This is a genomic window from Lacrimispora xylanolytica, from assembly GCF_026723765.1.
Lineage (GTDB): Bacteria > Bacillota > Clostridia > Lachnospirales > Lachnospiraceae > Lacrimispora > Lacrimispora xylanolytica.
Genome location: NZ_CP113524.1, coordinates 2,249,184 through 2,275,351, shown reverse-complemented (window position 1 = coordinate 2,275,351; position 26,168 = coordinate 2,249,184). Strand labels below are relative to the sequence as shown.

The following is a 26,168-nucleotide window of genomic DNA, read 5'->3' as shown; positions in this document are numbered from 1 at the left end:
AAAATCTCCTTATGCTAAGATGGGGATAAGCCCCTTTGACATTTCTGCTTCTGTTACAGTCTTATCAACGTACGCCTTCCCTATCTGTTCTAACAGGATAAACCGGATGGCGCCGGAATCCATCTTTTTATCATTCTTCGTAAGACTTACAATGTCATGGGAGGAAAGTCCACTGACTGTCACTGGCATGTCAAAGTCTCTCATAAGCTCATACAGCCTCGTAAGCTCCTCTTCCTGAACCAATCCCCTATGAATGGAAATGGCCATAGCAGCGATGCAGCCAAGCCCCACACAATGGCCGTGTAACAGCCTGAAATCAGCCAGCTTTTCAATGGCATGTCCCAGGGTATGACCAAGGTTTAAGAGGGCTCTGTCTCCTTGCTCCGTAGGATCCTTTTCCACCACCTCACGCTTAATGTGGTTACTGATCTTTACCATCTCTTTTAAATGCTCTAAGTCTCTGGCATGAATCATAGAAGCATGATCCTTCAGCCAATGATAGTAAGAAGCATCACGGATTAACCCATGTTTAATGACTTCTCCCATTCCTGAGGAAAACTGTTCTGGAGAAAGTGTCTTTAAAGCGGATATATTGGTATACACAAGTTTAGGCATATGAAACGCGCCTACCATATTTTTGTAAGCATCAAAATCAACACCTGTTTTACCGCCGATACTTGAATCCACCTGAGACAGCAGAGTGGTTGGGACCTGAATAAAGGAAATACCTCTTAAATAAGTGGCAGCCGCAAAGCCGCATAAATCGCCTACGACTCCGCCGCCTAACGCTAATAGAACGTCATAGCGGTCGAACTGCCTTTTTATAAGAACCTCATATAAGCTCCTGACCGTATCAAGATTCTTATTTTCCTCTCCTGCGGGAAAAATGAAATGAGAGGTTTCCCGGCAGCAACGGGAGACAACTGCTTCCACTTCATTTAAATAAAGAGCCGCAACATTAGAATCTGTGACAATACAGATTCTGCGACCCTGCAAGCCAAATTCATGTAATTCCCTTTCCAGACCGTCAAATGTCATCTCCATAACAATGTCATACTGAAAGTCACCATTCATGTGTACCGGAATTCTATCTCCCATGAAGCAATTCCTCCGTCGTAAAATTTGTCTGCCTATATTATGGAAGAAAGCAAACAATTCTCCTTTTCACCATTGCCAGCTTTTTGGCCGCGCATATAAATAAGTGAATGTAACGGAAAATCATCTGCTTGTACCATAAAATATGTTATTGCATTATAAAAAGCGATCTAAAGACGTAGATTCATACCGCCCATATCCAAGCTTCCGCTGTTCAGTAAATCCTGGAAATCCCCGGACAATTCAACAGATTCAGGAGTTGCTATGAATATGTAATTTGATATCTTCTGCAGATTGCCATTCATGGAATAAGTAGCACCTGATGTAAAATCTATGATTCTTTGCGCCACTTCCGTATGAATTCCTTCCATGTTAAGTACAACCGCTTTTCCAGCCAGCATATGATCGCATATTTCTTTCGCATCTTCAATGGAAGTTGGCTTTACCATTGAAACTTCCATAGTTCTTGATTGCTTCATCGGCACTACCTTGGGAGAACGGGACAGAAAACGAGGCTTCTGCTCATATTCCTCTTCATCATCGTAGTATTCATCATCAGTCTTTTTGGAAAAGAGTGTTTTCTTTGCAGGCTTTTCTTTTTCATCCTCGTAATCATCATCTAAATAGTAATCATCGTCATCATCTGTATCATTTAAGCGCATGCTATCCATCAGTTTGCCTAAAATGCTCATACTTCATTCTCTCCAATCTTATATCTTGTACCGAAAATACCGGTACCGACTCTAACAAGAGTAGCACCTTCTTCTATTGCAACTTCATAGTCTCCGGTCATACCCATTGAGAGCAAACTCATATTAACATTATCAATGTTTTTGCTTTGCATGTCAACATAAAATTGCCTTAATTTTTTAAAAACGGAACGATTTTCCTCAGATTTTTCAACAAAAGGTGCAATAGTCATGAGGCCTTTTATCCTAACATGGGGAAAGGTGGCGATTTTTAAAATAGCACTCTCCGCTTCCTCCAGTTTAAAGCCAAACTTACTGTCTTCTTCAGCTACATTTATTTCCAGGAGAATGTCAATGATTAAATCCTGTTTCCCAGCCTCTTCCTCTATCTGCTCTGCAAGACGAAGAGAATCAACACTGTGAATCAGCACTGTTTTTCCGATAATCTGCTTTACCTTATTACGCTGCAGATGACCAATCATATGCCATTTGATATCCTGTGGAAGCTCCTTGTATTTTTCACATAACTCCTGAACTTTATTTTCTCCAAAATCACGGACTCCAGCACCATATGCCTCTTCTATCATAGAGGCTGGCTTTGTTTTACTAACTGCAATCAGGGTCACTTCTTTGGGATCTCTCCCAGCTTTTTCACATGCGCATAAAATTCGTTTATTTACTTCTTCCAGATTTTCCAGAATCAATTTAATCACCTCTTATTGATATATTAATTCCCCTTCGCTGACAGTCTCTGCATTTAATACAATATGATCGTAAACAGCCAGCCCATAGGTCATATTTTTCTTAATGGTATAGTACTCATCGTTGGATGACAGTACATCAATCTGCTTGAACACGGCATATCCCTTGTTAATATTGTAAACTCCCTGCAAGGATGCGCTTGGCCCGATTTGATACCGGTCAGTGGAGTTGGGCTTAACAATGTAATCGCCTGCCTTAAAGCCGTCCTTATCATTCATCTCAATATAGTAATTATTACCTTCGGAATAATAGATCTCAGTTGGAACAAAGACCACAGAAGTGCCGGACTGAGAATAGACCTCTTTATTAAAGCCTGTTTCTGTGCTGTCTCCGCCTTGGGTCATGTAATCCATTGGCACCAGTAAAAAGTCTTTCTTGGTTACCGCAGTCACAGGAATCTTAAGACCATCAGCCCTCTTAGAGACTATTTCAAAGTCCACAAATCGATCCGAAGCAAATTGCACCATGTATTTGTCAAAATCAAGTTTTCCATAGGTTTTTCCATCGGTACCGGTAAATACGGTGAAATTTCCTGGAATCTTTAAATCATGACCTGAAAATTGTACGGTAAGGCTTGTTTTATCTCCATAAGTTTTTGCATCCTCTTCTGCAAGCGGAAACACAACAGACCACAAATCAGAAGTTATGAGCTTATATACTGGCACTCCCTTTTCAATCAGGCTGCCGGACTTGGTTATGTTTTTTGTATACTTAGTACGGTCAAATGATTCTTCTGATATAGCGGAAGAATTCAGTGCCTCATAGGAATCAATGCCATAGGAAACAATTCCAGCCTGATCGGACCTTACCTGTTGAAAATTAACGCCAGCCTTGTCCATCTGATCTCCAAGGTTGTCAAGACTGTTAAAGTTCATGTATTCAAGGACCTCCGCGTCTACAGATAATTTCGTATCGTAAACAGACTGAAAGCGGTCACTGTTGTAGGCTAGGCTAAAAGAGGTCAGCTGCTTTTTAAGACCAGATAAGTTCTCTGGCTTTAACGCTACCTTATCCTGTGCGTTTTCCGCAAGAAAAGTAGCAATCGTCCCAGTCTCATCAATAGAATATACTCTGGTTCCAGTGGACGCCCGTTTACCCTCTCTTACGTAATAATTTACATAGCCGGAACGGTCTGTAGTCTTAACTTCCTCCTGACGGAGAATGATACCTGTGTAATTTTTATTGTTTACAATGCTTCCTTCCTGTACTTCATAAAACATTACTTTATCTCTTCGAAGGTAAGCGGTTACACTGAACACCATATAAACAAAAATCAGCGCAAAGATGATCATGCCAACATTGATATTCAGAGGCCGTCGGTACCGGATTATTTTTTTGTTCTTCTTTGGTTGTGCAGCCTTCTTTCCTGACTGCGTTGCCTTTTGTTTTGCCAACCTGACGCCTCCTTTCCTTTCATACATTATAAAAGGAAACTTCTAAAAATTCAAGAAAAATAAAGGGGACCGTTATCCAGCCCCCTGTTTATTATCTATGATTATAATGAAACAATCACATCGGCCTTAGCGTTCTCCGGCAGATGTTCCGCATCAATTGAAACGCTTAGAACGAAAGTTACGTGATACTTTTCACCGATTTTTTCCAAAGTTGCAATGGTCTCAGATATGTCTTCTCCTTCCAAACAGGCCAGCCTCAAAAAACTGTCAAAAAACATCATTTCCAAATCATGATCCTGAGATATGATACCACAGATAAAACCAATAAATCCTTCACTAGATGTTATTGGATACTCATTCACATTAATGAGACGGATTTTGTTGCTTAACTCATACATGTGCTTAGAGCTTTTGTCCAAGTACACGATAGAGCCTTTTGAGTCTCTTACAGCGAAATTCGCTCTGTCTAACAGATGCTTTGTCTTTCCCTTACCCTTTTTTCCCGCTATTATCTGCACCATAGCAATCTCCTCCTTGCATTATTTAATTTGTATAAAAAGTTTATTCGGATTAATCTAATTATAGTACAAATTCATAAGAAAGGCAATGATTATTCTGCTATTTTATTTAATATATTTGTCATGTTATCGTAGAGAGTTGCGTGGTTGGAAGCCTTTAAAACCACGGAAATGTATTCATTTTTAGAGTCATCTAAGCTTCCCATGATGAGACAGCTTCCAGCTGCCTGGGTAGTGCCTGTTTTCCCGCCAAGAACCGTAAGTCCCTGTGGCATCTTCTTCTCACCAGTCAGATACCGGTTGGTATCCTTCCAGGTAACATTGACTGGATTTCCATCTTTATCCTGATAAGTAGTGGTGTAACGGTCTGTTCCGATAATTTTACGGAATTCCGGATATTTTAAAGCCTCGTTAAAGATTAAGTACAGATCATAAGCCGTCGTATAATGATTTTCATTGTTCAGTCCATGAGGATTCATGAAATGGGTGCCAGTGGCCCCCACTCTCACAGCTTCCTCGTTCATCATCTTGGCAAAGGCATCTGCATCGCCTGCGATGTGCTCAGCGATCGCTGCTCCTGCATCGTTACCAGAGGGAAGCATGAGTCCATACAAAAGCTGCTCCAAGGTCAGCTTATCACCTGGCTTAATTCCACTTAAACTGGATCCAGGCTCTGTAATCACAGCAGCGTTTGTCACTGTGATTTCATCTGACAAATTGCCATATTTTAAGGCAACAAGAGCGGTCATGGTTTTTGTAATGCTTGCAGGATACATTCGCTCAAACGGATTTTTAGCAAAGATCACAGATCCCTTTGTAAGGTCAAAAACAGCGGCTGCTTCCGCTGTAACTTTACTGTCCTGGCTGGCCACGTCTTCCGGAATGACACAAAGATTCTGGGCGAAGGTATCTGATTTATCTGCTTTACTTCCAGCTGCATAAAGAGCAGTCCGTTCCGAAAATACATATGGATTGTCAAGCTTACGCAGACCAGAGCATCCCGTTAACAGTATGGCAACGGAAAGGAAGCCTGACATTACTAAAGCTTTTCTTTTCACAAAAAACACCTCTATTTGTACATTTCCCGCCATTCCAGATCGCCTCGCTCCAGAGATTTGATTAAAAGCTCTGCAGTTGCCAGGTTGGTTGCAAGCGGAATATTGTGCATATCACAGGTGCTCATAATATTGACAATATCCGGTTCATGGGATTTCTGGGTAAGAGGGTCTCTTAAGAAGACCACCAAATCAATCTCATTGTGCTCAATCTGAGATCCAAGCTGCTGTTCTCCGCCTAAATGTCCTGCCAGATATTTATGAACGTTTAAATTTGTTACTTCCTCAATCAATCGTCCGGTGGTTCCGGTTGCATATAACATATGCTTGCTTAAAATGCCTCTGTAGGCAATGCAGAAATTCTGCATCAGTTTTTTCTTAGAATCATGTGCAACTAATCCTATATTCATAACGATATACCTCCTATTAATTACCGATTTTGCGTTGCAATCCAACATTCAGCACCAGCCCCATGCCCATAAATATACTAATGAGCGAGCTGACTCCCGAGCTTATAAAAGGAAGCGGGAGGCCTGTATTTGGGAAAATCTGTGTCGCCACTGCAATATTAGCAAATGCCTGAAAACCAATCAAAGCTGCCATGCCCGTACAGATCAGTCTTCCTGATAAGTCTTTGGAACGGGCTGCCATATAAAGGCATTCAAAAACAACAAGACCAATAATGAGAATGATGATTACACTGCCTCGAAACCCCATCTCCTCGCCAATAATAGCGAAAATAAAGTCGGTTTCTCCAGCTGATAAGAAATTCCCATCTTTTACAGATGCGATTGTCGTATTAAAAAGTCCCTTCCCTTGAAGCTGGCCGGAACTGATTGCCATGATTGAATTTTTTTGCTGATACAGATTTTCTGCATATTGCTCGGCATGCGGGTAAATCCAAGCAAGAATACGCCGTGCCTGGTAGTCGTGAATAAAAGGAATTAGGCCCTTTGTCAGCAGGAATATAAAAAGCGCGCCTGCAGGTATTGCCACTGCAAGCACTCCACCGATCCAACGATAACTGATTCCTGCGGAAAAAACCATACAAAGAATGATAATGGTGACCACAAGACTGGTTGACAGGTTTGGTTCTGCAAAAATAAGGCCGATAGGAATGGCAGCTAGTCCTGCCGCCATTCCTATCATGACCGGCATATTCATCTTCTCCTGATATTTATTCCAGTACCAGGAGAAGAATATAATTAATCCTATTTTTACGAATTCAGAGGGCTGGATGCGACCGATACCCGGAAGGTTGATCCATCTGGTTGCGCCTCCCGCCGTATGCCCCATAACCAGTACCGCCCCCAGTAAAATGATGCAGCCTGCATAAACCAAAACATACAGCTTTGTTATGTTGTGATAGTCAATGATAGAAATGCCGATAGCCAGGGCAAATCCTACCATAACTCCTATGATCTGCTTCGTCACAATAGAGGAGTCCTGATTGGAGGCACTTGCCACCACCAGGATTCCAGTCACTGACAGAATTATCATATATAAAACTAAACGGTAATTATAAAACTTTAAGTTAATTTCTGAAAACATAATTAATATATCCCCTTGTCAGGTACATCGCGGATAGGGATGTTAGCATAAAGCACCGGAGAAAAACCTTCACAGTCTGGCTGCTTTAACTTCTTCATCTGTATCTCTATTCTGTCGGAATCAATATCCATGTATCTTGATACTACACGGATCATATCGTCTTTTATCATCTGCATGATTTCAGGAGAACAATCAGCCTTGTCCGCAACCAGCAAAAGTTTCAGACGATTTCTTGCAATTTCTCCTGAATTCTTCTTGCGGAATACAGGAAACAGGCTCATATCAAACCCTCCTATGCTCTCTTTAAGAGATTTGAGAGTTTGAAGAACAGGCCTTCGCGCACGGCAGGATTCTGAATCGGGATGTTCTCGCCGGCAATCCTTCTGCAGATATCCATGTAAGCTTGTCCCGCCGGGGTTCCCATACCTACCAGCGGTTCTCCCTGATTGGAGGAAATAACGATATCCTCATCATCCGGTACAGCTCCAATGATATCTACCGCAAGTATGTCCATTACATCATCTAACGACATCATATCTCCGCGCTTTACCATGTCAGCCCGTATCCGGTTAACAATAAGTTCAATGCTTCCCATATCAGCGGCTTCTAAAAGTCCGATAATACGGTCTGCATCCCGGATCGCAGAAACCTCCGGTGTTGTAACGACTATGGCTCTGCCAGCGCCTGCAATGGCATTTTGGAAGCCCTGTTCAATCCCGGCAGGACAATCAAGGATAATAAAATCAAATTCATCCCTTAGATCGTCAACCAGCTTTACCATCTGGCCGGGTGTAACAGCAGTCTTGTCCCTTGTTTGTGCAGAGGGAAGTAAAAACAGGTTCGGGTATCTTTTGTCTTTTATCAGGGCCTGCTTCATACGGCAGTTCCCTTCTACCACGTCTACTAAATTGTAAACGATGCGGTTTTCCAGACCCATGACTACATCCAGGTTACGAAGTCCGATATCAGTATCAATCAGAACTACCTTTTTCCCCAGAATTGCCAGTCCGGTACCGACGTTGGCAGAAGTTGTCGTCTTGCCTACCCCGCCTTTTCCAGAAGTGATTACGATGATTTCACACATACCATATCCTCCTGATTTTTATACCTTATACTATTTTACCTTAATTTATGGAATATTTCCATACTTTTTTTCATTGGTTTAACAATGACCTTATTATTTTCTAGATAAGCCTTCATGGGTCCCCTGCCCAAACGCCTGCCACGGCCATCAAGACCTGAAGTACAGTCTGCGATGCGAAGCTGTATAGGAGCCATATCAAGAGCGGTGATCAGTGCGCTCTTATTACCTGCTACCCCGGCACATACGGTTCCTGTTAACTTGCCAAGAACAATGACATTTCCCTTAGCAAGAACCTTTGCACCTTTGCACACGTCTCCAATAATGACAATACTGGATTCCGATTCCAAGGTCTCTCCATTTTGCAAATTACCTTTAAAGAACTGGCCAGTCTGACAGGACAGCTCCATAAGTTTCTCATTCAGTGCTTTTTCACATCGTTCCAACCGGTTCGCATCTGTATCGACAATACAGATGATTTCCACATTGGAGTTATTCGTAATCTGATTGATGATTGCGAATTCTTCTTCAGAAGTTAATTGCCTGCCTTCTAGAGTCAGGGTCATTTGTACTGATCCCCAGAATTTTGAATTATCCCCGAATTTTTTCCCAATATCAGAAAGAAGCTGAGGGAAAGGGATGTCGGGGTCCAGGATGACAGTCATACCTGCTCTGTTGCTCTTAATTACTACGGTATTATGCATCATATCACCTCTTATCCTAGTTAATCGCGAATATTGACTTTCGCTGCATCCAGGGCACCCGCGTTTACAATGGATTCTAAGTCAGTATAACCATAGTAGTATTTGTAAACATTCTTCGCAATATTGGCCGCATTGGATGATGAGTAGCCATACGGAATATTCACAGTAACACAGATTTCCGGATTGTCATATGGCGCATAAGAAATGAAGAAAGCATGGTTGGGTTTGTTGCGGGCTTCCTGAGCGGTACCTGTCTTACCTGCAATCTCCACTTCAAGGTCTTGAAACAACCTTTTGGTTGAACCATTTGCAATCACTTCTCTCATTCCCTGTTGTACAGTATCCCACGTTGTTGTCGCCGCGTCAATATGAGAAGAAATCTTAGGGGTATAATCTTGTATCAGATTGCCTTCAGAATCCGTTGTTTTATCAAGTAAGCTGAGTTCAAAAACGGTTCCCCTGTTTGCGATGGCTGCCACATATCTGGAAAGCTGTACATTGGTGTACGCATGGCTTCCCTGACCCATGGCAGAACGCTCGGGAGCTTCTTTGGAAATCTGAGGATCAAGCTCTGCAATTTCTACGCCGGACTTATGATCCAGTCCGAACTTGGTTGCGTAAGTGCGTAAAACATCAAGGCCCAAATCTGGGGAGTATACGCCTCCGGCATCCGTTGACAAACGATGCCCTAAATCCGCAAATAAAAAGTTACAGGAATTTTCTATTCCACCTACTATATTCAAAGGGCCGTGATGTCCGGAATAAATCCAGCATTTAATTGGCGGTTCCACATCGGTATAGATACCGGTACAGTTTATAGTCTCATCGGTTGTAATGGCATGTTCTTCCAGCGCTGCAACTGCGGTAATCGGCTTAAAGGTCGAACCTGGTGCTTTTCTCGTCTGAGTCGCATTGTTATAAAGGGGCAGAGACATGTCTGCCTGAAGCTGACTGAAATAGGTTCCATCTCCAATCCTGTTGTTGTCATACCCAGGATAAGAAACCAATGCCAGTACTTCCCCTGTTTTATCATTGGTCACTACAACACCAGCGTTACAGGGCGATAATGCCAGCTGGGCCGGTGTAATCTCCAAGGTGGACAGCTTTTTTAATAGAAAGGAGTAAGCATCTCCGGTAGCTCTTAGCTGAGCCGCATCCTGACCATCATCCTTTAATACTCCCTGGTCGTACAGGGCGAGGCACAATTCCTGACCGGTAATAACATCATCATTAATCAGGTAACGGTAAATCCTCTTGGTAAAGTTACGGTCCCCTTCCAGATTGGTCAGTACATAATTAATTAGCTGTTCAAAGGTATCATCCGCATTGGTATATTTGGAACCGGTTTCAAGCTTTGTGGTATCCACCCAGCCATTTGCAATTCCATAATAAAGATATTCCCTGAGACTCGTTTCATTGGATTTCCAGGCCTGGTATTCTTCACTTGAAGTATCCACCTGATCTTCTTTGATGATAGCAACCGTGGGACCTGACAAATAAGTATAGATATAAAACATATAAGCTTTCATATCTTCCGGCAGATCCTTCATCGGTGTGGGATGGTCACTCATTAATTCGTTTTTTAAATTTGCGAATATCTGTTTTTGAGAAGATATGTATTTGGAATAAATACTCTTTTCAACCACTGAAGCATCGGCATCCTCCAGTTCCTTTAAGGACAGTACATTGTTATTGATCAGCTGATAATAAGCATCCTTAACAGGGATTTTCATATTAGAACCATCAGTATTAGCCCCTGTTTTATAATCACCATTCACAATGGTTTTTATGAGAACACCTGCTAAAGACTGTTCAATCAAATGATAAATACCAACCTGAAGGTCTGCATCCTGATTTAAATAAACATCATTTCCAGCAGAAGAATCTGTTTCGTCCTTGGTTTGACGGATTCTTCCTACGCTGTCTTTGTATATGGTCTTTTTGCCCTTGGTTCCCTGGAGTTCATGTTCCATGGTGTATTCAATTCCGGTACGTCCTACGATATCGTTAATATCATAGTCCTCTTTCTTCTTCTGAAGATCCTCCAACTGATCCTCAGGTACCTTTCCGGTATAACCAATAATAGGGGCAAATGGAATGCTGTAATTATAGGCACGAATTGTAGTTTCTTCTACACTAACTCCCTGTAAGTCCCTAAGATGCTCCAAGATATCTGCTACTGTCTCATCACTGACCTGGGAGGCTACTGTCGTCGCCTCATATTTCCGGTAGGACATGAGACGCAGTGCATATTTAATATTAATAATATCAAGGGCTTCCTGGTCCGTTAAAGTGATTATGTTACCTTTTGAGTCTTTGAAATCCTTTAAGCTATTTTCTTTGCAGGCCCAATCAAACAGCTCTCTTGCGCTTAAATTCGAGGGATACTTCCCCTTTTCGTCATCAAGCTCGTCTACACTTTTTAATCCGTAATAATCACGAAGGAACCTTTTTCTTGACGTTTCAGAGGATGAGGTATAAACCATATCTCCATTTGAGTCTATGGCCACTTCAAATTTACTCTGAATGGTCTCTTTATGCTTCTGAAGGATTCTCACCAGGTTCAAGTACATATTATTTCTGGCGGCTGCAGTTTTATAGGCTCCGTTATCCTGAACCGTCACCGAATAAGCCAGCTTGTTATAAGCTAAGACCTTGCCATTCCTGTCATAAATATTGCCTCTTGTACCAGCTGTGGTGATGGTCTGCTCCGTTATCTGGAAATATTCATTAAGGGCCTTTTCTCCATTGATAATCTGCATATGGAACAGCTTGTTAATTAAGCCGGCATACATGGCAAAACAAATGATTCCAAGTACGAAAAGCCGGGATGATACAGCTTTTTTTAAAAACTCAGAAACGATGTCCAATAAATCCCTAAACAATGTTAGAATCTCCTCTTTTTCCTATGTCTTCCAAATGACGATTTAAAATCAGGAATACCCGATAAAGAAGCAGTGTCGTCACTACGGTAAAAATGATTTCCGGCAGCACGATGTTAACAAAATAGTATCCAATCCTTAGCTTTTGGCGGATCAGGAACCGGAAAACATAAATGTAAAAGTTGTAAGCCAATTCATTCAGTACGCTGAGTATTAAAGGAAGGGTAATATAATCTTCGTAATAATACTTGGTGCAAATACCGTTCACATACCCTACATATAGAAAAATCAGGGTATAAAAGCCGAAGGGACCAGTATAAAACAGATCCATCAGCAACCCGGAAAGCAGACCGTAATACATTCCTGCCTCTTTTCCATGCATGAAGCCGAAGGAAAAGGTCAGAATTAAAAGCAGATTTGGAGACGCTGATAAAAACGGCAGCAATGGGAATATACAGTTTTGAATGGTAAATGCCAGAATAATCAGCAGTACATTGAAAAAAACACGTCTCATGATACTCCTTTTCGCTATTGAGAAGCACTTTCCGTCGCCTGAGTTTCAGCGGAAGTTGTCTCCTGGGAAGTTTCTTCTTTCATCATTTCAGATTTTAATTTCGTAATAACCAGTACTTCCTGCAGACTGTCAAATTCCGCGGCAGGGACCAGATATCCGGATTTTGTAACATTGTTACTGTCATTGGTAATATCAGCGGCGTAACCCACTAAAAGTCCTGGAAGGAACACCGAGCTTATATTGGAAGTGACAATTTTATCTCCATTCTTTAAGTCGCTATCCTTTAATACATTGGTGATTCTAAGTCTTCCTTCTTTAAATAAAGTCAGATCACCGGCAACAATACAGCTGTCACCAGACTGCATTGCCATACTGCTTACACGGCTGGAATCATCAATGATAGAACGGACTGTGGCATAATTAGCACCTACATCCGTGACGATTCCTACAAGGCCTCCGCCAGCCATTACATTCATATTCACAGCAATGCCATCCTTGGAACCCTTGTCAATACGGAACACCTGAAACCAGTTGCTGGAATCATTGGCAATGACTCTGGCTCCCACTTTTTCATATTGTCCGTACTGCTGATCCAGACCATAGAGCTTTCGAAGGCGGTTTAGTTCCAGTTCCTCTGATTGAAGTCTGGTATTTTCTTCGGTCAGCTGTGTGATGATATCTTTCATCTCTTTATTTTCTTTTTGAGCACTGTGTAATTTAGAAAGGTCTGTGATTTCCCCGTATATGGCGGAACCCACTGAATTAACTCCTGACTGCACCGGAATCAGGACATAGCCCACGCCCGTCCGGAGAGGGGTCAGCCACGTGTCGCGAATCGAGGTCAGCCCAATCAGAAGGATACAAAATACGGTTAATGATATAAGAACATATTTACTGCGCTTTGATTCCATTTACAAGATTCCCCGTTCTTTCAAACTGATATAACAATTATCTCCTATAATTATGTGATCTAACAGCCGAATGCCTAATAATTCTCCGGCTTCCTTAACTCTTTTGGTAAGGTTGATATCTTCTCTGCTTGGAGCTGGGTCACCGCTTGGGTGATTGTGAATCATCACCAGGCTCACAGCATGATGTTTTACAGCTTCAATGAAAATCTCTCTGGGAGAAACTACGGATACATTGACCGTTCCCTGAGAGATCATTATGTCCCTGATCAGGACTCCCTTTGTATTCAGAAGCATCACATAAACAAGCTCCTGTTCCCTGTGACGCATGTCTTCCACATAATAGTTGACAATATCAAGGGGATTATGAAAAGAGGCCGCTTCCAGCTGGGCTGTTCTTTTCCAAATGCGTTTGGAAAGTTCTCCGATGCATAAAAGCTGGGCACCTTTGACTGTTCCGATTCCTTTCACCTGCATGAGTTCCTGCATAGAAAGGTGTAAAAGCCCTAAAATACCCTTTTTCGGATAATTTAGGGCCAGTATCTTTTGTGCCAGTATCAGAGAATTCTCTCCTCTGCTGCCTGTGCGGATAATGATTGATAAAAGTTCCGCGTCGCTTAAGCTCTGTGCCCCTTCTTTCAAACACTTTTCATAGGGCCTCTCATCCGATGGGATGTCTTTCATGGTTATACGTTTCATATGTCTCCTGTCCGTTACTCTCCAGGCACGTGTGTAGACATATGTAAGAATCAAATGAACCGATACGTTATGAGGGCTGCCCCTATTCCTATAATGCCGGACATGGTGATTTTTAAATTAAAACCAAAGGTAATGACTAAAATGCCGAAATTTACCACGATGGGAGTATCAAAGCCAAAGGACTGTCCTGCACTTAGCCATGACAATCCGGATATACCCTCAGTAAGATTTCCAACAAAGCCTCCTAGTACAACACCGGCAAGCATAAGAAGAAGCAGTATCCAGCAATTTTTGTACTTCATCTGCTCTGCTACCCCTTTTGGTTTAATGGCAGGAATGTCCATACCTATCATGATATTTTAGCATAGTTTTCCATTCGTGTATACCGTTTTTTTAGATTTGAACCAAACCTGCATCCAAAAGCTTTTGCAGAGACATTAAAATACCAAGCTTTGCATGATACCAGGTAAGCCCTCCCTGAAAATAAACAGCGTAGGGTGGTTTGATAGGCCCATCCGCACTTAATTCAATGGAGGAACCCTGGACAAATGCACCAGCTGCCATAATAACAGGGGCATCGTATCCCGGCATATCCCATGGTTCTGGTGAAACAAAGCTGTCAACCGGAGCTGCCGCCTGAATTCCCTGGCAAAATGCGATAACGCCTTCCGGATTTCCAAAGGTAACAGCCTGTATGATATCATGACGGGATTCGCTTCCGTTTGGTACTACTTGAAATCCCAGTTTTTCATATACATTGGCTGCAAACACGGCCCCTTTTAAAGCACCGGCAACTACCGTTGGAGACAGGAATAATCCCTGATAAAAGGCCTGGTTAAGTCCAAGACTTGCTCCTACCTCTTTTCCAAGACCTGGGGCTGTCAGCCGATAGGATGCCTTGTCAATGCATTCTGTTTTTCCGGCAATGTAGCCACCTATGGGAGCAAGACCGCCACCTGGATTTTTGATCAGAGATCCAACAATCATATCAGCCCCAACATCAGACGGCTCCATCCGTTCAACGAATTCTCCATAGCAGTTATCCACCATACAGATTACATCCGGCTTGATTTCTTTGACAAAGGCAATCAGCTCACCAATCTGTGAAACAGAGAACGTGGGACGTGTATCGTAGCCTTTTGATCTTTGGATGGTAACAAGCTTTGTCCGTTCATTGATAGCTTTTTTAATGGATTCGTAATCAAATGTACCATTTGGAAGTAGATCCACCTGACGGTATATCACTCCATACTCTTTTAGAGAACCAGTACTCTCTCTGATACCAATTACTTCTTCTAAGGTATCGTAGGGCTTACCGGCTGGAGAAAGCAGTTCATCACCTGGGCGTAGGTTTCCGGAAAGTGCGATAGAAAGGGCGTGAGTTCCGCTGATTAAGTTTGGTCTTACCAAAGCACTTTCTGTGTGGAAGACACTGGCATAAACATCTTCTAAAGTATCTCGTCCAAGATCGTTATAACCGTAGCCAGTGGTCGCTGCAAAGTGAATATCACTGACCCGGTTATCCTGCATGGCTTTGATTACCTTCATTTGATTGTATTCTGCATTTTCATCTATTTCCTGAAAACGATCTTTTAAGCTATCTTCTATCTTTTTTCCAAAATCCAGGACTTTCTTGCTAATTCCAAGATTCTCGTACATTGCATTTATTTCCATTGTTCCTTTTTCTCCAATCCGTATGTCTCATTGATCTCCTGTATCATGGTTTCCAGCACCTTGTCCATATCATTGTTAAAGTCAGGCAGATTCAGCCATTTCACATCTCGTTCTCTTTTAAACCAGGTAATCTGGCGTTTGGCAAAATGTCTGGTGTCTCTTTTTAACAGATAAACAGCGTCTGAAAGAGTACATTCTCCCTGCAGATGATCCAGAATCTCTTTGTATCCCAATCCCTGCATGGAAACCATGTCTCTGGTGCAGCCAGAATCTTTTAACTCTTTCACTTCCTCAACCAGTCCCTGCTTCATCATCTCGTCCACCCGTTGATCAATTCTTTGATAAAGGATGTCCCGGTCTGTATTAACAACGTAATACAGGAAGTCATAAGGAGACTCCTTTTGCCGTTCCCTTTTATTGTGTTCTGAGATCCGCTCTCCTGTCTGCCGGTAATATTCAATGGCCCGGATTACCCGCTTTTTATTGTTGGCATGAATCTGTTCGGCGGATTCAGGATCTATGGCAAGAAGCATCCCGTGAAGATACTCTGCTCCTTTTTCTTTTGCAAGAGCTTCCAGCTCATCTCTTATGGAAGTGTCCTCTCCATTCTCTGTAAAATCAATGTCATTTAACAGGGCCTGGATATAAAAACCGGTGCCTCCCGCAACAATGGGTATGTTTCCCCTGGAATAGATCTCTTCCACAGCTGCCTTCGCCAGTTTTTGAAACACGGTCACATTAAATTCTTCGTCTGGTTCCAGAACATCAATAAGATGATGGGGGATTCCCATCATCTCCTCTTTTGTGATTTTGGCAGAGCCGATATCCATACGGCGGTAGACCTGCATGGAATCGGCACTGATAATTTCTCCACCGATCGCCTTTGCAAGGCGTATGGACAATGCTGTCTTCCCCACCGCAGTAGGGCCGGTTAAAATAATTAATGGTTTCATTACACGATCCTCTTAAATTTCTTTTCCAGCTCATATTTACTCATGGAAATAATCGTAGGTCTTCCGTGAGGACAGGCGTAAGGATTCTCTAAGCCCAGAAGCTGATCAATCAGTTCGTTGGCCTCTGCAAAGGAAAGGCGGTTATTGCCTTTTACGGCTCCCTTACATGACATGGAAGCAATTTTTTCATATATGACATCTGGATTGCTGACAGCTGCATCTTCTGAAAGGCCGTCGATCATCTCAATCAAAAGTTCTTTTTTTGCAATGGAAAATAAATTAGCCGGAACTCCTCTGACCGCATATTCTCTTCCCCCAAAAGGTTCGATTTCAAAGCCCATTTCAGTGAAATATTTCAGATGCTGATTGAGCAAGACCTCTTCATTCCGGTTCAGAGTCAGAATAATGGGCGGATTTATTAACTGGGAGGTATACTCCCTTGTTTTTAGTGTTGCCATGGTTTTCTCATATAAAACCTTTTCATGGGCAGCATGTTGATCAATGATATAAAGCTGCTCATTAAATTCCACCAGCCAGTAGGTATCAAAAAGCTGTCCAATCAGCTTATGCATGGATCTGGCCTTTGGCTCCAACAATTTTCCATCAAAGAGATCCATTTGTTTGGGCTTCTCTTCCGGTTGTACCGGGGGGTCCGGTAGAGTTTCTGGTAAAGCTTCCGTTAGAGCTTCCAGTGTGTTAGCTTTGTTTATAGATGCCTGGGGCTTTAGCCAGTTGGCCGAAAGTTCATCTGGTTCTCTGACCATCTCCGGCAGAATGTTTTGAGAGGGTGCTGGGATCAACCGTTTCTTAAATCCTTCTGTGATTCCAGGAGAAGTAGTATATTCTTTTACCGATTCTTTTGCCGCAGACTGCTGCTGCATTGCCATAAGCCTGTTTTTTTCAAAAGGCTCAGGAGCGGGTTCGTGCTTTTTCACAGACATACTCAGTCGGCTGTCTTCTGTCCTTTTTACCAGCTCGACCTCAGGAATCAATTCCTTATGGGCAAGAGCACTGGCAACTGCCTGGTATACCATGTGATAGACCATCTCCCCATCCCGGAAACGCAGCTCCATCTTTGTGGGATGGACATTTACATCCAGTGTTTCAGGATCAATGGTAAAATGAAGCATGGTAAATGGGTACTTGTGCTGCATCATAAAGGGCTTATAAGCTTCCTCAATGGCGCGGCAGATTACAGTGCTTTTTATGTATCTTCCATTAATAAAATAATTTTCATAGTTCCGGTTTCCTCTGGCAATTACCGGTTTTCCAATGTATCCTTCTACGGAAATATCCGGCTTTTTAACGGAAACCTCTAAAAGATTGGAAGCAATTTCCCTTCCAAAAACCGTGTATACAATATCCTTTAAATTATGATTTCCAGAAGTATGTAGCTTGTTCTGATTATTCTGGATAAAACGGATGGAGACCTCAGGATGGGACAATGCCAGCTTTTCCACCAGCTCCGCCACATGTGCCCCTTCGGTCATGGGAGTCTTTAAGAACTTTTTTCTGGCCGGAGTGTTAAAAAATAAGTTTCTGGCGATAAAGGTAGTTCCTTCCGGAGCACCGATTTCTTCCAGAGTCTTCTCCTCTCCGCCGTCAATCTGATAGCGGGTCCCCGTAAGTCCAATACTGGTCTTAGTAATCAGCTCTACCTGGGAAACAGAAGCTATGCTTGCAAGCGCCTCACCCCTGAAGCCCAGAGAGGAAACGGTAAATAAATCTTCTACCGATTTGATCTTACTCGTGGAATGGCGTAAAAATGCAAGAGGGACTTCTTCTTTTGGGATTCCGCATCCATTATCAGTGACACGGATAAAGCTGGTTCCTCCTTCTTTAATCTCCACAGTTACAGCAGTGGCCTTTGCATCAATGGCATTCTCCAGCAACTCCTTGACCACAGATGCCGGGCGTTCTATTACCTCACCAGCCGCAATCTTATTAATCGTATTTTGATCAAGTACTGTTATATTCGGCATGACACCAGCTCCTTTCTCCTTGTCCGATTACATGTTAAGGACATAAAGGGATTCCCCAAACAGTTTCTTACTGCCAGCGGTTTTTAAGTTTTGTTTGAAGGCGGTACAGGATGTTAAGTGCATCAATAGGGGTCATATTTCCAAGTTCCAGATCCCCTAATTCTTTTATGATATCATTATCCTTTACCGTATCAAACAGAGACATCTGCTGTAAATCCACCTCATCAGGCTTTGGTACGGCTTTTCTCTGGGTGATATTTGAATTGATTTCCGCAATCTCCTTTGCTTTAACCGTAATATCCGCTTCACTCAGCTCAGAAAGCAGCTCCTTTGCTCTGGATATGACAGTATCCGGAACTCCGGCAAGCTTTGCCACCTGGATTCCATAGCTCTTATCTGCGCCGCCTTTAATAATCTTTCTTAGAAATACAATATCATCGCCCTGTTCTTTCACGGCGATGCAGTAGTTATTCACACCACTTATAGTTCCTTCCAGCTCCGTCAGTTCATGATAATGGGTGGCAAATAAGGTTTTTGCACCAAGTACCTTGGAGTTACTGATATGCTCCACCACCGCCCATGCAATACTTAACCCATCAAAGGTACTGGTTCCACGCCCAATTTCGTCAAGGACAATCAGGCTGTTTTTCGTAGCATTCCGAAGTATGTTGGCTACCTCTGTCATCTCTACCATGAATGTACTCTGTCCGGAAGCCAGATCATCGGATGCACCTACACGGGTAAAAATCCGGTCGCAGATTCCAATGTTAGCTTCTTCCGCTGGAACAAAGCTGCCGATTTGTGCCATGAGCACTATAAGAGCTGTCTGCCTCATATAGGTAGACTTTCCTGCCATGTTTGGACCCGTTATAATAGAAAGACGGTTCTTACTATTATCTAAGTATGTGTCATTGGAAACGAACAGATCATCCCTCATCATCTTTTCTACCACTGGATGACGTCCATTTTTAATGTCAATCAGACCTTTTTCATTGATGAAGGGCTTCACGTAATTATTTCTGGTGGCAACAGAGGAAAGGGAGGTGATAACATCAATTCCAGCAACTGCCCGTGCTGTTTTCTGGATTCGGAGCACCTGGTCGGCAATGGAATCACGGACTTCCGTAAATAACTGATATTCCAGGGAATACAGCTTATCCTCTGCCCCAAGAATTACATCCTCAAGTTCCTTAAGCTCATCGGTGGTATAACGCTCCGCATTGGCCAGGGTCTGTTTGCGGATAAAGTAATCCGGCACAAGATCTTTAAAGGAATTGGTAACTTCAAAGTAATAACCAAAGACCTTATTATACTTTACCTTCAGATTTTTAATTCCGGTCTTCTCTTTTTCCTTTGTTTCCAGTTCAGCCAGCCAGGTCTTTCCTTCGGTCTTCGCATGGCGATACTTATCGGTTTCCTCATGAAAACCCTCTTTAATAATTCCGCCCTCTCTTACGGTAATAGGCGGATCATCAATGATGGCCTTGTCAATGAGTTCCTTCACGTCCTCTAAGGGATCAAGCTCCCCATGAAGCTCTGTTAACAATTCACTGTTAAACTCATCCAATATGTTTCTAATAAACGGCAGCATCTCCAAAGAATTTTTAAAGGAAATCAAATCCCTGGGATTGGCTGTTTTATAGCTGATACGCCCGATCAGACGCTCCAGATCATAAATAGGATTCAGATACTCACAGATTTCTTCCCTGGAAATATAATTCATATTCAATTCTTCAATGGCGTTCTGGCGTTTGATAATTTCTGATTTATGTATTAATGGCTGTTCTATGTATGTACGAAGCATCCTGGCACCCATAGCTGTCTTAGTCCGGTCCAGGACCCACAAAAGGCTGCCCCGTTTTTGCTTTTCGCGAAGGGTTTCAAGAAGCTCTAAGTTTCTTCTGGTAGAAGTATCTATGATCATAAACTGACCGGTGGAATAAGGCGTAATGGTAGTTATGTGTGATAAACTGTTTTTCTGAGTTTCATACATGTACTGCATCACTGCACCAGCAGCAATGACCCCGGTATCGTAATCTTCCAGTCCAAGTCCGGAGAGTGAGCCAACCTTATAATGCTCTTTTAGGATTTTCCGGCAGACTTCATCCGAAAAGAAATGATTATCCAGAGATGAAACGACCGCATGATAACGGTTCTTGATTTCTTCAATATCCACTCCGGAGACATAAAACGCTTCGTTGCAGATGATTTCAGACGGGTTGAATTTATTAATCTCATCGGTCAGTTCCCGTTCAGACTCCACCTCGGTAAGGAGAAATTCTCCAGTTGTGATATCGGCAACTGAGATTCCAAAGGTTTCTCCCACATAAACAATTCCCATAAGATAATTGTTCTTAGTTTCATCAAGGGCCTGAGCGCTTGTAATGGTTCCGGGTGTTACCACACGGATTACCTCTCTTTTTACTAACCCTTTTGTAAGCTTTGGATCCTCCATCTGTTCAGCAATAGCGACCTTAAAGCCTTTCTGAACCAGACGGTTTAAATAAGTCTCAACGGCATGATGAGGAACGCCGCACATAGGTGCCCGTTCCTCTAATCCGCATTCTTTTCCTGTTAACGTTATTTCCAACTCCCTGGAAACGGTAACCGCATCCTCAAAGAACATTTCGTAAAAGTCTCCCAGTCTGTAAAACAGGAGGCAGTCCGGATATTCCTTTTTTGTTTCCAGGTAGTGGGTCATCATTGGTGATAATCCAGCCATGCTGTTTTGTTTCCTCTTTTCTTATTATTATGGTCTTAAAGTTCCCATGTAATAGAATCCTTTTGATTCGTCAAGATACACATTCACGATTTTTCCGATAAGAGAAGAATCCCCTTTAAAATGCACGGTAGTATTGTTGCCTAAGCGTCCGGTCAGAAGTCCTTCTGCGTGATCATTAATTTCTTCCACTAATACCTTTTGCACTGTATGCTCGTCCCTGCCGCACATCTCAGAAGATATTTTCTGTACTTCTGTCAATAAGCGGTCAAAACGGTTCTTAACAGCCTCATCTGAGATCTGGCATTCCATCTTTGCCGCCGGAGTTCCGGTACGTTTTGAATAAATAAAGGTAAATGCACTGTCAAAACGGACTTTTTTAACTACTTCCAATGTCTCTAAAAAGTCTTCTTCTGTTTCTCCGGGGAAGCCAACAATTATATCGGTAGTCAGGGAAATATCCGGCATGGCTGCACGAATCTTGTCCACCAGTTCCAAATACTGCTCTTTGGTATAGCTTCTGTTCATAGCCTTTAACACATTGCTGCTTCCTGACTGGAGTGGAAGGTGAATATGACGGCAAACCTTACTGGAATGCTTCATAGCCTCAATCAATTCATCGGATAAATCCTTTGGATGAGAGGTCATAAAACGAACTCTTTCCAAGCCCTCGATCTGATCCACCTGGGTAAGAAGCTGTGCAAATGACACTGGTTCTTCTAAGTTTTTACCATAGGAGTTTACATTCTGGCCAAGGAGCATGATTTCTACCACTCCATCATCGGCAAGCTTTTTGATCTCAGCCACGATATCCTTTGGGCTTCTGCTTCTCTCTCTTCCTCTTACATAAGGAACGATACAATAGCTGCAGAAATTGTTGCAGCCAAACATAATGTTAACGCCTGATTTAAATGGGTATTTACGGTCCGTCGGAAGATCCTCTACAATGGTATCGGTTCCTTCCCAGATATCCACTACCATCTTGTCCCGTTCCAGACGCTCTGCCATTAATTCTGCCAGCTTAAAGATGTTATGGGTACCAAAAATGATATCAACAAAACGATAGCTTTTTCTGATCTTGGCAACAACCTCTTCCTCCTGCATCATACAACCGCAAAGAGAAATCATCATATGAGGGTTTTTCCGTTTTAAATTGTTTAACTGTCCCAGTCGACCATAAACTCTCTGGTTAGCGTTTTCTCTGACGGTACAGGTATTATAAAGAACAAAATCGGCTTCTTCCGAATCCGTTTCTACATAACCGATCGATTCCAGTATTCCCTGGAGTTTTTCTGAATCCCTGGAATTCATCTGACAACCAAATGTGGCAATGTGGAACGTAAGTGTGTCTTTCCCTACTGCCTTTTTTAATTTATCAAGCAGAGCCTTGCAGTATTCCATAAAAAAGTACTGTCTTGCAGGCTCTTCCATCGGTGCGTAATGACAGGCTTCATCATAAGTCATATTTGTATAATCCATCTACTTAACCTCTTATTTTTATTCGATTTTCCCATTATAGCATAAATACTATTGATTGCAAAGTCCAAAATCCACTTGCTCCACCTCTATCTGGCTGGTCGCAATGGCTTTAGAAAATGCCTCATCATGCTCTACAAAAATCATAGTGGGCTGAAATTCCTTAATCAATTCTTCAATCTGCATCCTGGAATAGATATCAATAAAATTCAGAGGCTCATCCCAAATATACAAATGCGCCTTCTCACATAGGCTTCTGGCAATCAGAACCTTTTTCTTTTGGCCTTCGCTGTATGCCTCCATATTTTTTTCAAACTGCTCTCTGGAGAAATCAAGTTTTCTTAAAACAGCTTTAAACAAAAAATCCTCGACTCCGCATGCTTTGGCATAATCAGATAAGCTTCCTTGTAAAAAGGAGGTATCCTGAGATACATAGGAGATAGTAAGGCCGCTGGCCGCTTCAATTGTTCCTGTATAAGACAATGTATCAGGTCTCGCTTCCCTTCCAAGGATTAACTTTATCAGACTTGATTTCCCGCATCCGTTCTTCCCTTGAAGCGAAATCCGCTGCCCCTGTTCCAATACAAAACTGATTGGCTTGCATATTGGACGATCAAAGCTTGGTACCACTTCTTTTAAGGTGAGGATCCGATCCATATGATGTTTTGCAGGGTACAGCTTCAAACGCTCTGCTTCTTCTATATTTTTTAATAAGCCTTTTTTCTCATCAATCGCACGATCCTGCCGCTGCTCCAGATTTTTTCTGCGCATCTGCATCCGTCTCGACTTCTCACCTATATAAGCTCTATTGTCGATGGATTTTTCCCGGACCATGGATTTTTTACCTATCTTTGTTGATTCTACCTGATCTGCCCATTCCCTGGATTGCTTAGCAGACGCTTCCAACCGCCGAATGCCCTTCTTTAATCTGTCATTTTCTGACAATTCATATTGATCCTGTTTTTGTTTATTTTCATACCAGGAGGTGAAATTACCCTTTTGCACCTCTATATTTGTTTTATTAATGGATAGAATATGGTCCACGGAAGAATCCAGAAAGTTTCTGTCATGGGAAACCAATATAAATCCTTTTTTCCCACTTAGATATCGACTGACCAAAGCTCTTCCTTCCCGGTCCAGATGATTAGTCGGTTCGTCTATGAGTAGAAAATGATTTTCCTTTAAAAACAGTGCAGCCAATAGGACCTTTGTCCGTTCTCCATTGGATAATGTTGAAAACGGGCGGTAAAGAACATCTTCTGTTACCTGTAATTTGGTAAGCTCCCGTTTTATCTCCCAATATTCAAATTCCCCATGTAAGGATTCCAAAATGTCCATGGTACTTCTGTCCTGATCTTCAATAGGGAATGGAAAATAATCAAACTCTGCACCAGATACAATGCTCCCTGTAAATTCATAACGTTTCATCAAAAGGTTTAAAAAAGTGGTTTTCCCACGTCCATTTCTCCCAGTGAACCCAAGCTTCCAATCAGTGTCAATTTGAAAAGACACATGTTCAAAAACAGGCTCGATTCCGCCTTCGTATGTGAACGATAAATCTGTAACTTGTATTAATGACATATACATACCTCCAAATCAGCAGAAAGTGATTTTCTGCATTAAAAACGGCTGCAAGAAATCATATCTCGCAGCCGTCAGCTACCTGCCTGAACCAGGCAGGTAAATTGCAGGTATTTTAAATGTTGCAAATAGAATCATTTGCAAACAAAAAAGGCTGGAGAATGAAGTGATATTCTTGCATAACAGGCACAACAAAAAAGCATAGTAAAACTTATACTCATGTTGTACAGTAACTTCAGCAAGAATTATAACTTCATCCTTTCACCTCTTTCTCGTCAAATATAAATTCAAAATATCATAAAAGTTTCAAATTGTCAACTAAAAAACTAATTTGCCCTACCTGTAATCGTAATCTCTACTCTACGGTTCTTTGCTCTGCCTTCTTCCGTATCATTGGTAGAGATGGGATTATAATGAGAATTACCTTCAATCGACATCTTTTCTGCCTGTAAGCCCATAGAAGTCATGTAATTTAATACAGTAACCGCCCGGTTTACGGATAACTGCCAGGAATCCGCTTCGTTATAAGCATCCCTGTTTCCTAAATCAGCCGTATTACCGGTAATGGTAATGTGATGGATGTCTCCGTATATTGATTCCAGACTTTTTGCAATCTCTTCAATGACCGGTTTGCTTTCTGCCTGCAATATAGCGGTATCCGGCTTGAAAAGCATGGCATCCCTCATACGGATGGTAATGGATGTACCTGTTGATGATAAGTCTATAGTTTGTTCCAAATTCCGCTCTTTTATGTAAGTTTGCAGACCTTTATATACGTTCTCTAAATTATCTTCCGGAAGAATGGTTCCTGACTGTTCCAGACCCTTGGAGCCGCCATGGTTTAATGCCTGTTCCAATCCCTGAGACATCTCCTTTACCTTTTGCGTATCAACAGAACTCATACCGTACATGATGATAAACAAAGCAAGGAGCAATGTAATCATATCGGAATATGTAAGAAGCCAACGCTCAGAATTATCTTTTTCACCATCATAGTCCATAATGCTTCTTCTGCTCATCTTATGCCCCTCCTGTGATTAGTTGTCAATTCCCTGCTTATATCTCTTACCACCGTCTGAGAATGCCTGGAAGTAGAGAGCAAGTTCATTTTCAATATTTCGGGAGGTGCTTCCTCTGGCAATCATGCATACGCCGTCTACAATCATCTCTTTTTGAATGTGTTTTCTCTTTAACTGAGTTTTTAACTTGGTAGCAATGGGCAAATAAACAATGTTTGCTAAAAATACACCGTAAAGGGTGGCAATAAATGCGGTACCAATGGATCCAGCCAGTTTAGACGGATCATCAAATCCAGAAGCAAGTACCATGATAAGTCCCATTACCGTACCAATAACTCCCATGGTAGGTGAAAATCCGGCTGCAGCATCAAATACGCTGGCCTCAATACTTCTTTGCTGTACATAAGCTCTGATATCAGATTCCAGTGTATACTGGATATCTTCCGGTGTTTTTAATTCCTGAATTAATACAAGACCTTCCTTTAAAAGAAGATATTCCTCCTCGTTAAGCTCAGGGTCCCTGCTTATGTCATCCAGGCAGGTAACTCCTTCAGTTCTATAACGGGTAGCAATCATGGAGATTTTGGATATCATCCGCTCCATACTGGCTGAATGAGGATGCTTAAAGCTTTTGAACATCGCTCTCATAGCCATAGCGATGTCATTAAATGAAAAGGAGGCGATTACACAGCCCACAGTTCCTCCGCAGACAATGATGAAGGGACTAATTAAAAACAAAGACGATATTACTCCGTGCTCCAGCGCATACCCCGTAAGTAACGCTGCCACACCAATAATGATACCAACAATCAGCGAAAAATCCATAATAATCTCCTTTGTAACTAGTATTATAATTTTATAGCTTCAATTTTATCACATTATGCCGAAATTTGACGCTAAAAAAATGCTAAA

At 42.1% G+C, this 26,168-nt stretch carries 24 protein-coding genes; all 24 read right to left on the bottom strand.

Annotated features, from left to right (window positions below):
- Positions 1 to 9 precede the first annotated feature (9 nt).
- Complete coding sequence (aroB, locus tag OW255_RS10750) at positions 10 to 1,098, bottom strand: 3-dehydroquinate synthase (protein ID WP_024835912.1); 1,089 nt, start codon at positions 1,096 to 1,098, stop codon at positions 10 to 12.
- A gap of 167 nt (positions 1,099 to 1,265) precedes the next feature.
- Positions 1,266 to 1,787 carry a cell division protein SepF gene (locus OW255_RS10745; RefSeq protein WP_024835913.1) on the bottom strand — a complete coding sequence of 174 codons (522 nt, stop codon included), beginning with the start codon at positions 1,785 to 1,787 and terminating at the stop codon, positions 1,266 to 1,268.
- A complete protein-coding gene (locus tag OW255_RS10740; RefSeq protein ID WP_268114095.1) occupies positions 1,784 to 2,488 on the bottom strand; it encodes a YggS family pyridoxal phosphate-dependent enzyme in 705 nt (234 codons plus the stop codon). The genes OW255_RS10745 and OW255_RS10740 overlap by 4 nt, the downstream gene beginning before the upstream one ends.
- 12 nt (positions 2,489 to 2,500) lie before the next feature.
- Complete coding sequence (locus tag OW255_RS10735; protein WP_334308259.1) at positions 2,501 to 3,838, bottom strand: biotin/lipoyl attachment domain-containing protein; 1,338 nt, start codon at positions 3,836 to 3,838, stop codon at positions 2,501 to 2,503.
- A 203-nt stretch (positions 3,839 to 4,041) separates the two neighbouring features.
- On the bottom strand, positions 4,042 to 4,461 hold the full coding sequence (locus OW255_RS10730; RefSeq protein ID WP_024835916.1) for a hypothetical protein: 420 nt from the start codon (positions 4,459 to 4,461) through the stop codon (positions 4,042 to 4,044).
- 89 nt (positions 4,462 to 4,550) lie between these two features.
- The gene (locus tag OW255_RS10725) at positions 4,551 to 5,495 is read right to left on the bottom strand and encodes a D-alanyl-D-alanine carboxypeptidase family protein (RefSeq protein ID WP_268116599.1); all 945 of its coding nucleotides are present in this window, start codon (positions 5,493 to 5,495) and stop codon (positions 4,551 to 4,553) included.
- Between the two features lie 32 nt (positions 5,496 to 5,527).
- Positions 5,528 to 5,923 (bottom strand): methylglyoxal synthase, encoded by a 396-nt coding sequence (mgsA, locus tag OW255_RS10720; RefSeq protein ID WP_024835918.1) that lies wholly within the window; start codon positions 5,921 to 5,923, stop codon positions 5,528 to 5,530.
- A 16-nt stretch (positions 5,924 to 5,939) separates the two neighbouring features.
- Positions 5,940 to 7,064 (bottom strand): FtsW/RodA/SpoVE family cell cycle protein, encoded by a 1,125-nt coding sequence (locus OW255_RS10715; RefSeq protein ID WP_024835919.1) that lies wholly within the window; start codon positions 7,062 to 7,064, stop codon positions 5,940 to 5,942.
- 2 nt (positions 7,065 to 7,066) lie between these two features.
- Entirely contained in the window at positions 7,067 to 7,345 is a 279-nt protein-coding gene (gene minE, locus OW255_RS10710; RefSeq protein WP_024835920.1) for a cell division topological specificity factor MinE, read from the bottom strand.
- A gap of 11 nt (positions 7,346 to 7,356) precedes the next feature.
- Positions 7,357 to 8,148, bottom strand: a complete 792-nt coding sequence (gene minD, locus OW255_RS10705) for a septum site-determining protein MinD (RefSeq protein ID WP_024835921.1) — start codon at positions 8,146 to 8,148, stop codon at positions 7,357 to 7,359.
- Between the two features lie 35 nt (positions 8,149 to 8,183).
- Positions 8,184 to 8,849: a septum site-determining protein MinC gene (locus OW255_RS10700; RefSeq protein WP_268116598.1), complete on the bottom strand. Its 666-nt coding sequence runs from the start codon at positions 8,847 to 8,849 to the stop codon at positions 8,184 to 8,186.
- Between the two features lie 20 nt (positions 8,850 to 8,869).
- Positions 8,870 to 11,734 carry a penicillin-binding transpeptidase domain-containing protein gene (locus OW255_RS10695; RefSeq protein WP_024835923.1) on the bottom strand — a complete coding sequence of 955 codons (2,865 nt, stop codon included), beginning with the start codon at positions 11,732 to 11,734 and terminating at the stop codon, positions 8,870 to 8,872.
- Positions 11,727 to 12,245 (bottom strand): rod shape-determining protein MreD, encoded by a 519-nt coding sequence (mreD, locus tag OW255_RS10690; RefSeq protein ID WP_035317601.1) that lies wholly within the window; start codon positions 12,243 to 12,245, stop codon positions 11,727 to 11,729. The genes OW255_RS10695 and mreD overlap by 8 nt, the downstream gene beginning before the upstream one ends.
- Before the next feature lie 14 nt (positions 12,246 to 12,259).
- Positions 12,260 to 13,156: a rod shape-determining protein MreC gene (mreC, locus tag OW255_RS10685; protein ID WP_024835925.1), complete on the bottom strand. Its 897-nt coding sequence runs from the start codon at positions 13,154 to 13,156 to the stop codon at positions 12,260 to 12,262.
- Complete coding sequence (gene radC / locus OW255_RS10680) at positions 13,157 to 13,852, bottom strand: RadC family protein (protein ID WP_024835926.1); 696 nt, start codon at positions 13,850 to 13,852, stop codon at positions 13,157 to 13,159.
- A gap of 50 nt (positions 13,853 to 13,902) precedes the next feature.
- Complete coding sequence (locus OW255_RS10675) at positions 13,903 to 14,154, bottom strand: DUF4321 domain-containing protein (protein WP_024835927.1); 252 nt, start codon at positions 14,152 to 14,154, stop codon at positions 13,903 to 13,905.
- A 91-nt stretch (positions 14,155 to 14,245) separates the two neighbouring features.
- Positions 14,246 to 15,526, bottom strand: a complete 1,281-nt coding sequence (locus OW255_RS10670) for a methionine gamma-lyase family protein (RefSeq protein ID WP_024835928.1) — start codon at positions 15,524 to 15,526, stop codon at positions 14,246 to 14,248.
- The gene (gene miaA / locus OW255_RS10665; protein ID WP_024835929.1) at positions 15,517 to 16,479 is read right to left on the bottom strand and encodes a tRNA (adenosine(37)-N6)-dimethylallyltransferase MiaA; all 963 of its coding nucleotides are present in this window, start codon (positions 16,477 to 16,479) and stop codon (positions 15,517 to 15,519) included. Before miaA ends, OW255_RS10670 begins: the two co-directional genes overlap by 10 nt.
- The gene (gene mutL, locus OW255_RS10660) at positions 16,479 to 18,461 is read right to left on the bottom strand and encodes a DNA mismatch repair endonuclease MutL (RefSeq protein ID WP_268116561.1); all 1,983 of its coding nucleotides are present in this window, start codon (positions 18,459 to 18,461) and stop codon (positions 16,479 to 16,481) included. Before mutL ends, miaA begins: the two co-directional genes overlap by 1 nt.
- 67 nt (positions 18,462 to 18,528) lie before the next feature.
- Complete coding sequence (mutS, locus tag OW255_RS10655) at positions 18,529 to 21,183, bottom strand: DNA mismatch repair protein MutS (RefSeq protein WP_268116560.1); 2,655 nt, start codon at positions 21,181 to 21,183, stop codon at positions 18,529 to 18,531.
- 27 nt (positions 21,184 to 21,210) lie between these two features.
- Entirely contained in the window at positions 21,211 to 22,659 is a 1,449-nt protein-coding gene (gene miaB / locus OW255_RS10650; protein WP_024835932.1) for a tRNA (N6-isopentenyl adenosine(37)-C2)-methylthiotransferase MiaB, read from the bottom strand.
- Between the two features lie 48 nt (positions 22,660 to 22,707).
- Complete coding sequence (abc-f, locus tag OW255_RS10645; protein ID WP_268116559.1) at positions 22,708 to 24,237, bottom strand: ribosomal protection-like ABC-F family protein; 1,530 nt, start codon at positions 24,235 to 24,237, stop codon at positions 22,708 to 22,710.
- 326 nt (positions 24,238 to 24,563) lie between these two features.
- The gene (locus OW255_RS10640; protein WP_024835934.1) at positions 24,564 to 25,256 is read right to left on the bottom strand and encodes an OmpA/MotB family protein; all 693 of its coding nucleotides are present in this window, start codon (positions 25,254 to 25,256) and stop codon (positions 24,564 to 24,566) included.
- Positions 25,257 to 25,274: 18 nt separating this feature from the next.
- On the bottom strand, positions 25,275 to 26,081 hold the full coding sequence (locus OW255_RS10635) for a motility protein A (protein ID WP_024835935.1): 807 nt from the start codon (positions 26,079 to 26,081) through the stop codon (positions 25,275 to 25,277).
- Between the last annotated feature and the right edge of the window lie 87 nt (positions 26,082 to 26,168).

Bases quoted from the DNA above. Each gene is read 5' to 3' on its own strand.
- aroB (WP_024835912.1), bottom strand. From the start codon at position 1,098: ATGGGAGATAGAATTCCGGTACACATGAATGGTGACTTTCAGTATGAC.
- OW255_RS10745 (WP_024835913.1), bottom strand. From the start codon at position 1,787: ATGAGCATTTTAGGCAAACTGATGGATAGCATGCGCTTAAATGATACA.
- OW255_RS10735 (WP_334308259.1), bottom strand. From the start codon at position 3,838: ATGATCATCTTTGCGCTGATTTTTGTTTATATGGTGTTCAGTGTAACC.
- OW255_RS10730 (WP_024835916.1), bottom strand. From the start codon at position 4,461: ATGGTGCAGATAATAGCGGGAAAAAAGGGTAAGGGAAAGACAAAGCAT.
- OW255_RS10725 (WP_268116599.1), bottom strand. From the start codon at position 5,495: ATGTCAGGCTTCCTTTCCGTTGCCATACTGTTAACGGGATGCTCTGGT.
- mgsA (WP_024835918.1), bottom strand. From the start codon at position 5,923: ATGAATATAGGATTAGTTGCACATGATTCTAAGAAAAAACTGATGCAG.
- OW255_RS10715 (WP_024835919.1), bottom strand. From the start codon at position 7,064: ATGTTTTCAGAAATTAACTTAAAGTTTTATAATTACCGTTTAGTTTTA.
- minE (WP_024835920.1), bottom strand. From the start codon at position 7,345: ATGAGCCTGTTTCCTGTATTCCGCAAGAAGAATTCAGGAGAAATTGCA.
- minD (WP_024835921.1), bottom strand. From the start codon at position 8,148: ATGTGTGAAATCATCGTAATCACTTCTGGAAAAGGCGGGGTAGGCAAG.
- OW255_RS10700 (WP_268116598.1), bottom strand. From the start codon at position 8,849: ATGCATAATACCGTAGTAATTAAGAGCAACAGAGCAGGTATGACTGTC.
- mreD (WP_035317601.1), bottom strand. From the start codon at position 12,245: ATGAGACGTGTTTTTTTCAATGTACTGCTGATTATTCTGGCATTTACC.
- mreC (WP_024835925.1), bottom strand. From the start codon at position 13,156: ATGGAATCAAAGCGCAGTAAATATGTTCTTATATCATTAACCGTATTT.
- radC (WP_024835926.1), bottom strand. From the start codon at position 13,852: ATGAAACGTATAACCATGAAAGACATCCCATCGGATGAGAGGCCCTAT.
- OW255_RS10675 (WP_024835927.1), bottom strand. From the start codon at position 14,154: ATGAAGTACAAAAATTGCTGGATACTGCTTCTTCTTATGCTTGCCGGT.
- OW255_RS10670 (WP_024835928.1), bottom strand. From the start codon at position 15,526: ATGGAAATAAATGCAATGTACGAGAATCTTGGAATTAGCAAGAAAGTC.
- miaA (WP_024835929.1), bottom strand. From the start codon at position 16,479: ATGAAACCATTAATTATTTTAACCGGCCCTACTGCGGTGGGGAAGACA.
- mutL (WP_268116561.1), bottom strand. From the start codon at position 18,461: ATGCCGAATATAACAGTACTTGATCAAAATACGATTAATAAGATTGCG.
- mutS (WP_268116560.1), bottom strand. From the start codon at position 21,183: ATGGCTGGATTATCACCAATGATGACCCACTACCTGGAAACAAAAAAG.
- miaB (WP_024835932.1), bottom strand. From the start codon at position 22,659: ATGGATTATACAAATATGACTTATGATGAAGCCTGTCATTACGCACCG.
- abc-f (WP_268116559.1), bottom strand. From the start codon at position 24,237: ATGTCATTAATACAAGTTACAGATTTATCGTTCACATACGAAGGCGGA.
- OW255_RS10640 (WP_024835934.1), bottom strand. From the start codon at position 25,256: ATGAGCAGAAGAAGCATTATGGACTATGATGGTGAAAAAGATAATTCT.
- OW255_RS10635 (WP_024835935.1), bottom strand. From the start codon at position 26,081: ATGGATTTTTCGCTGATTGTTGGTATCATTATTGGTGTGGCAGCGTTA.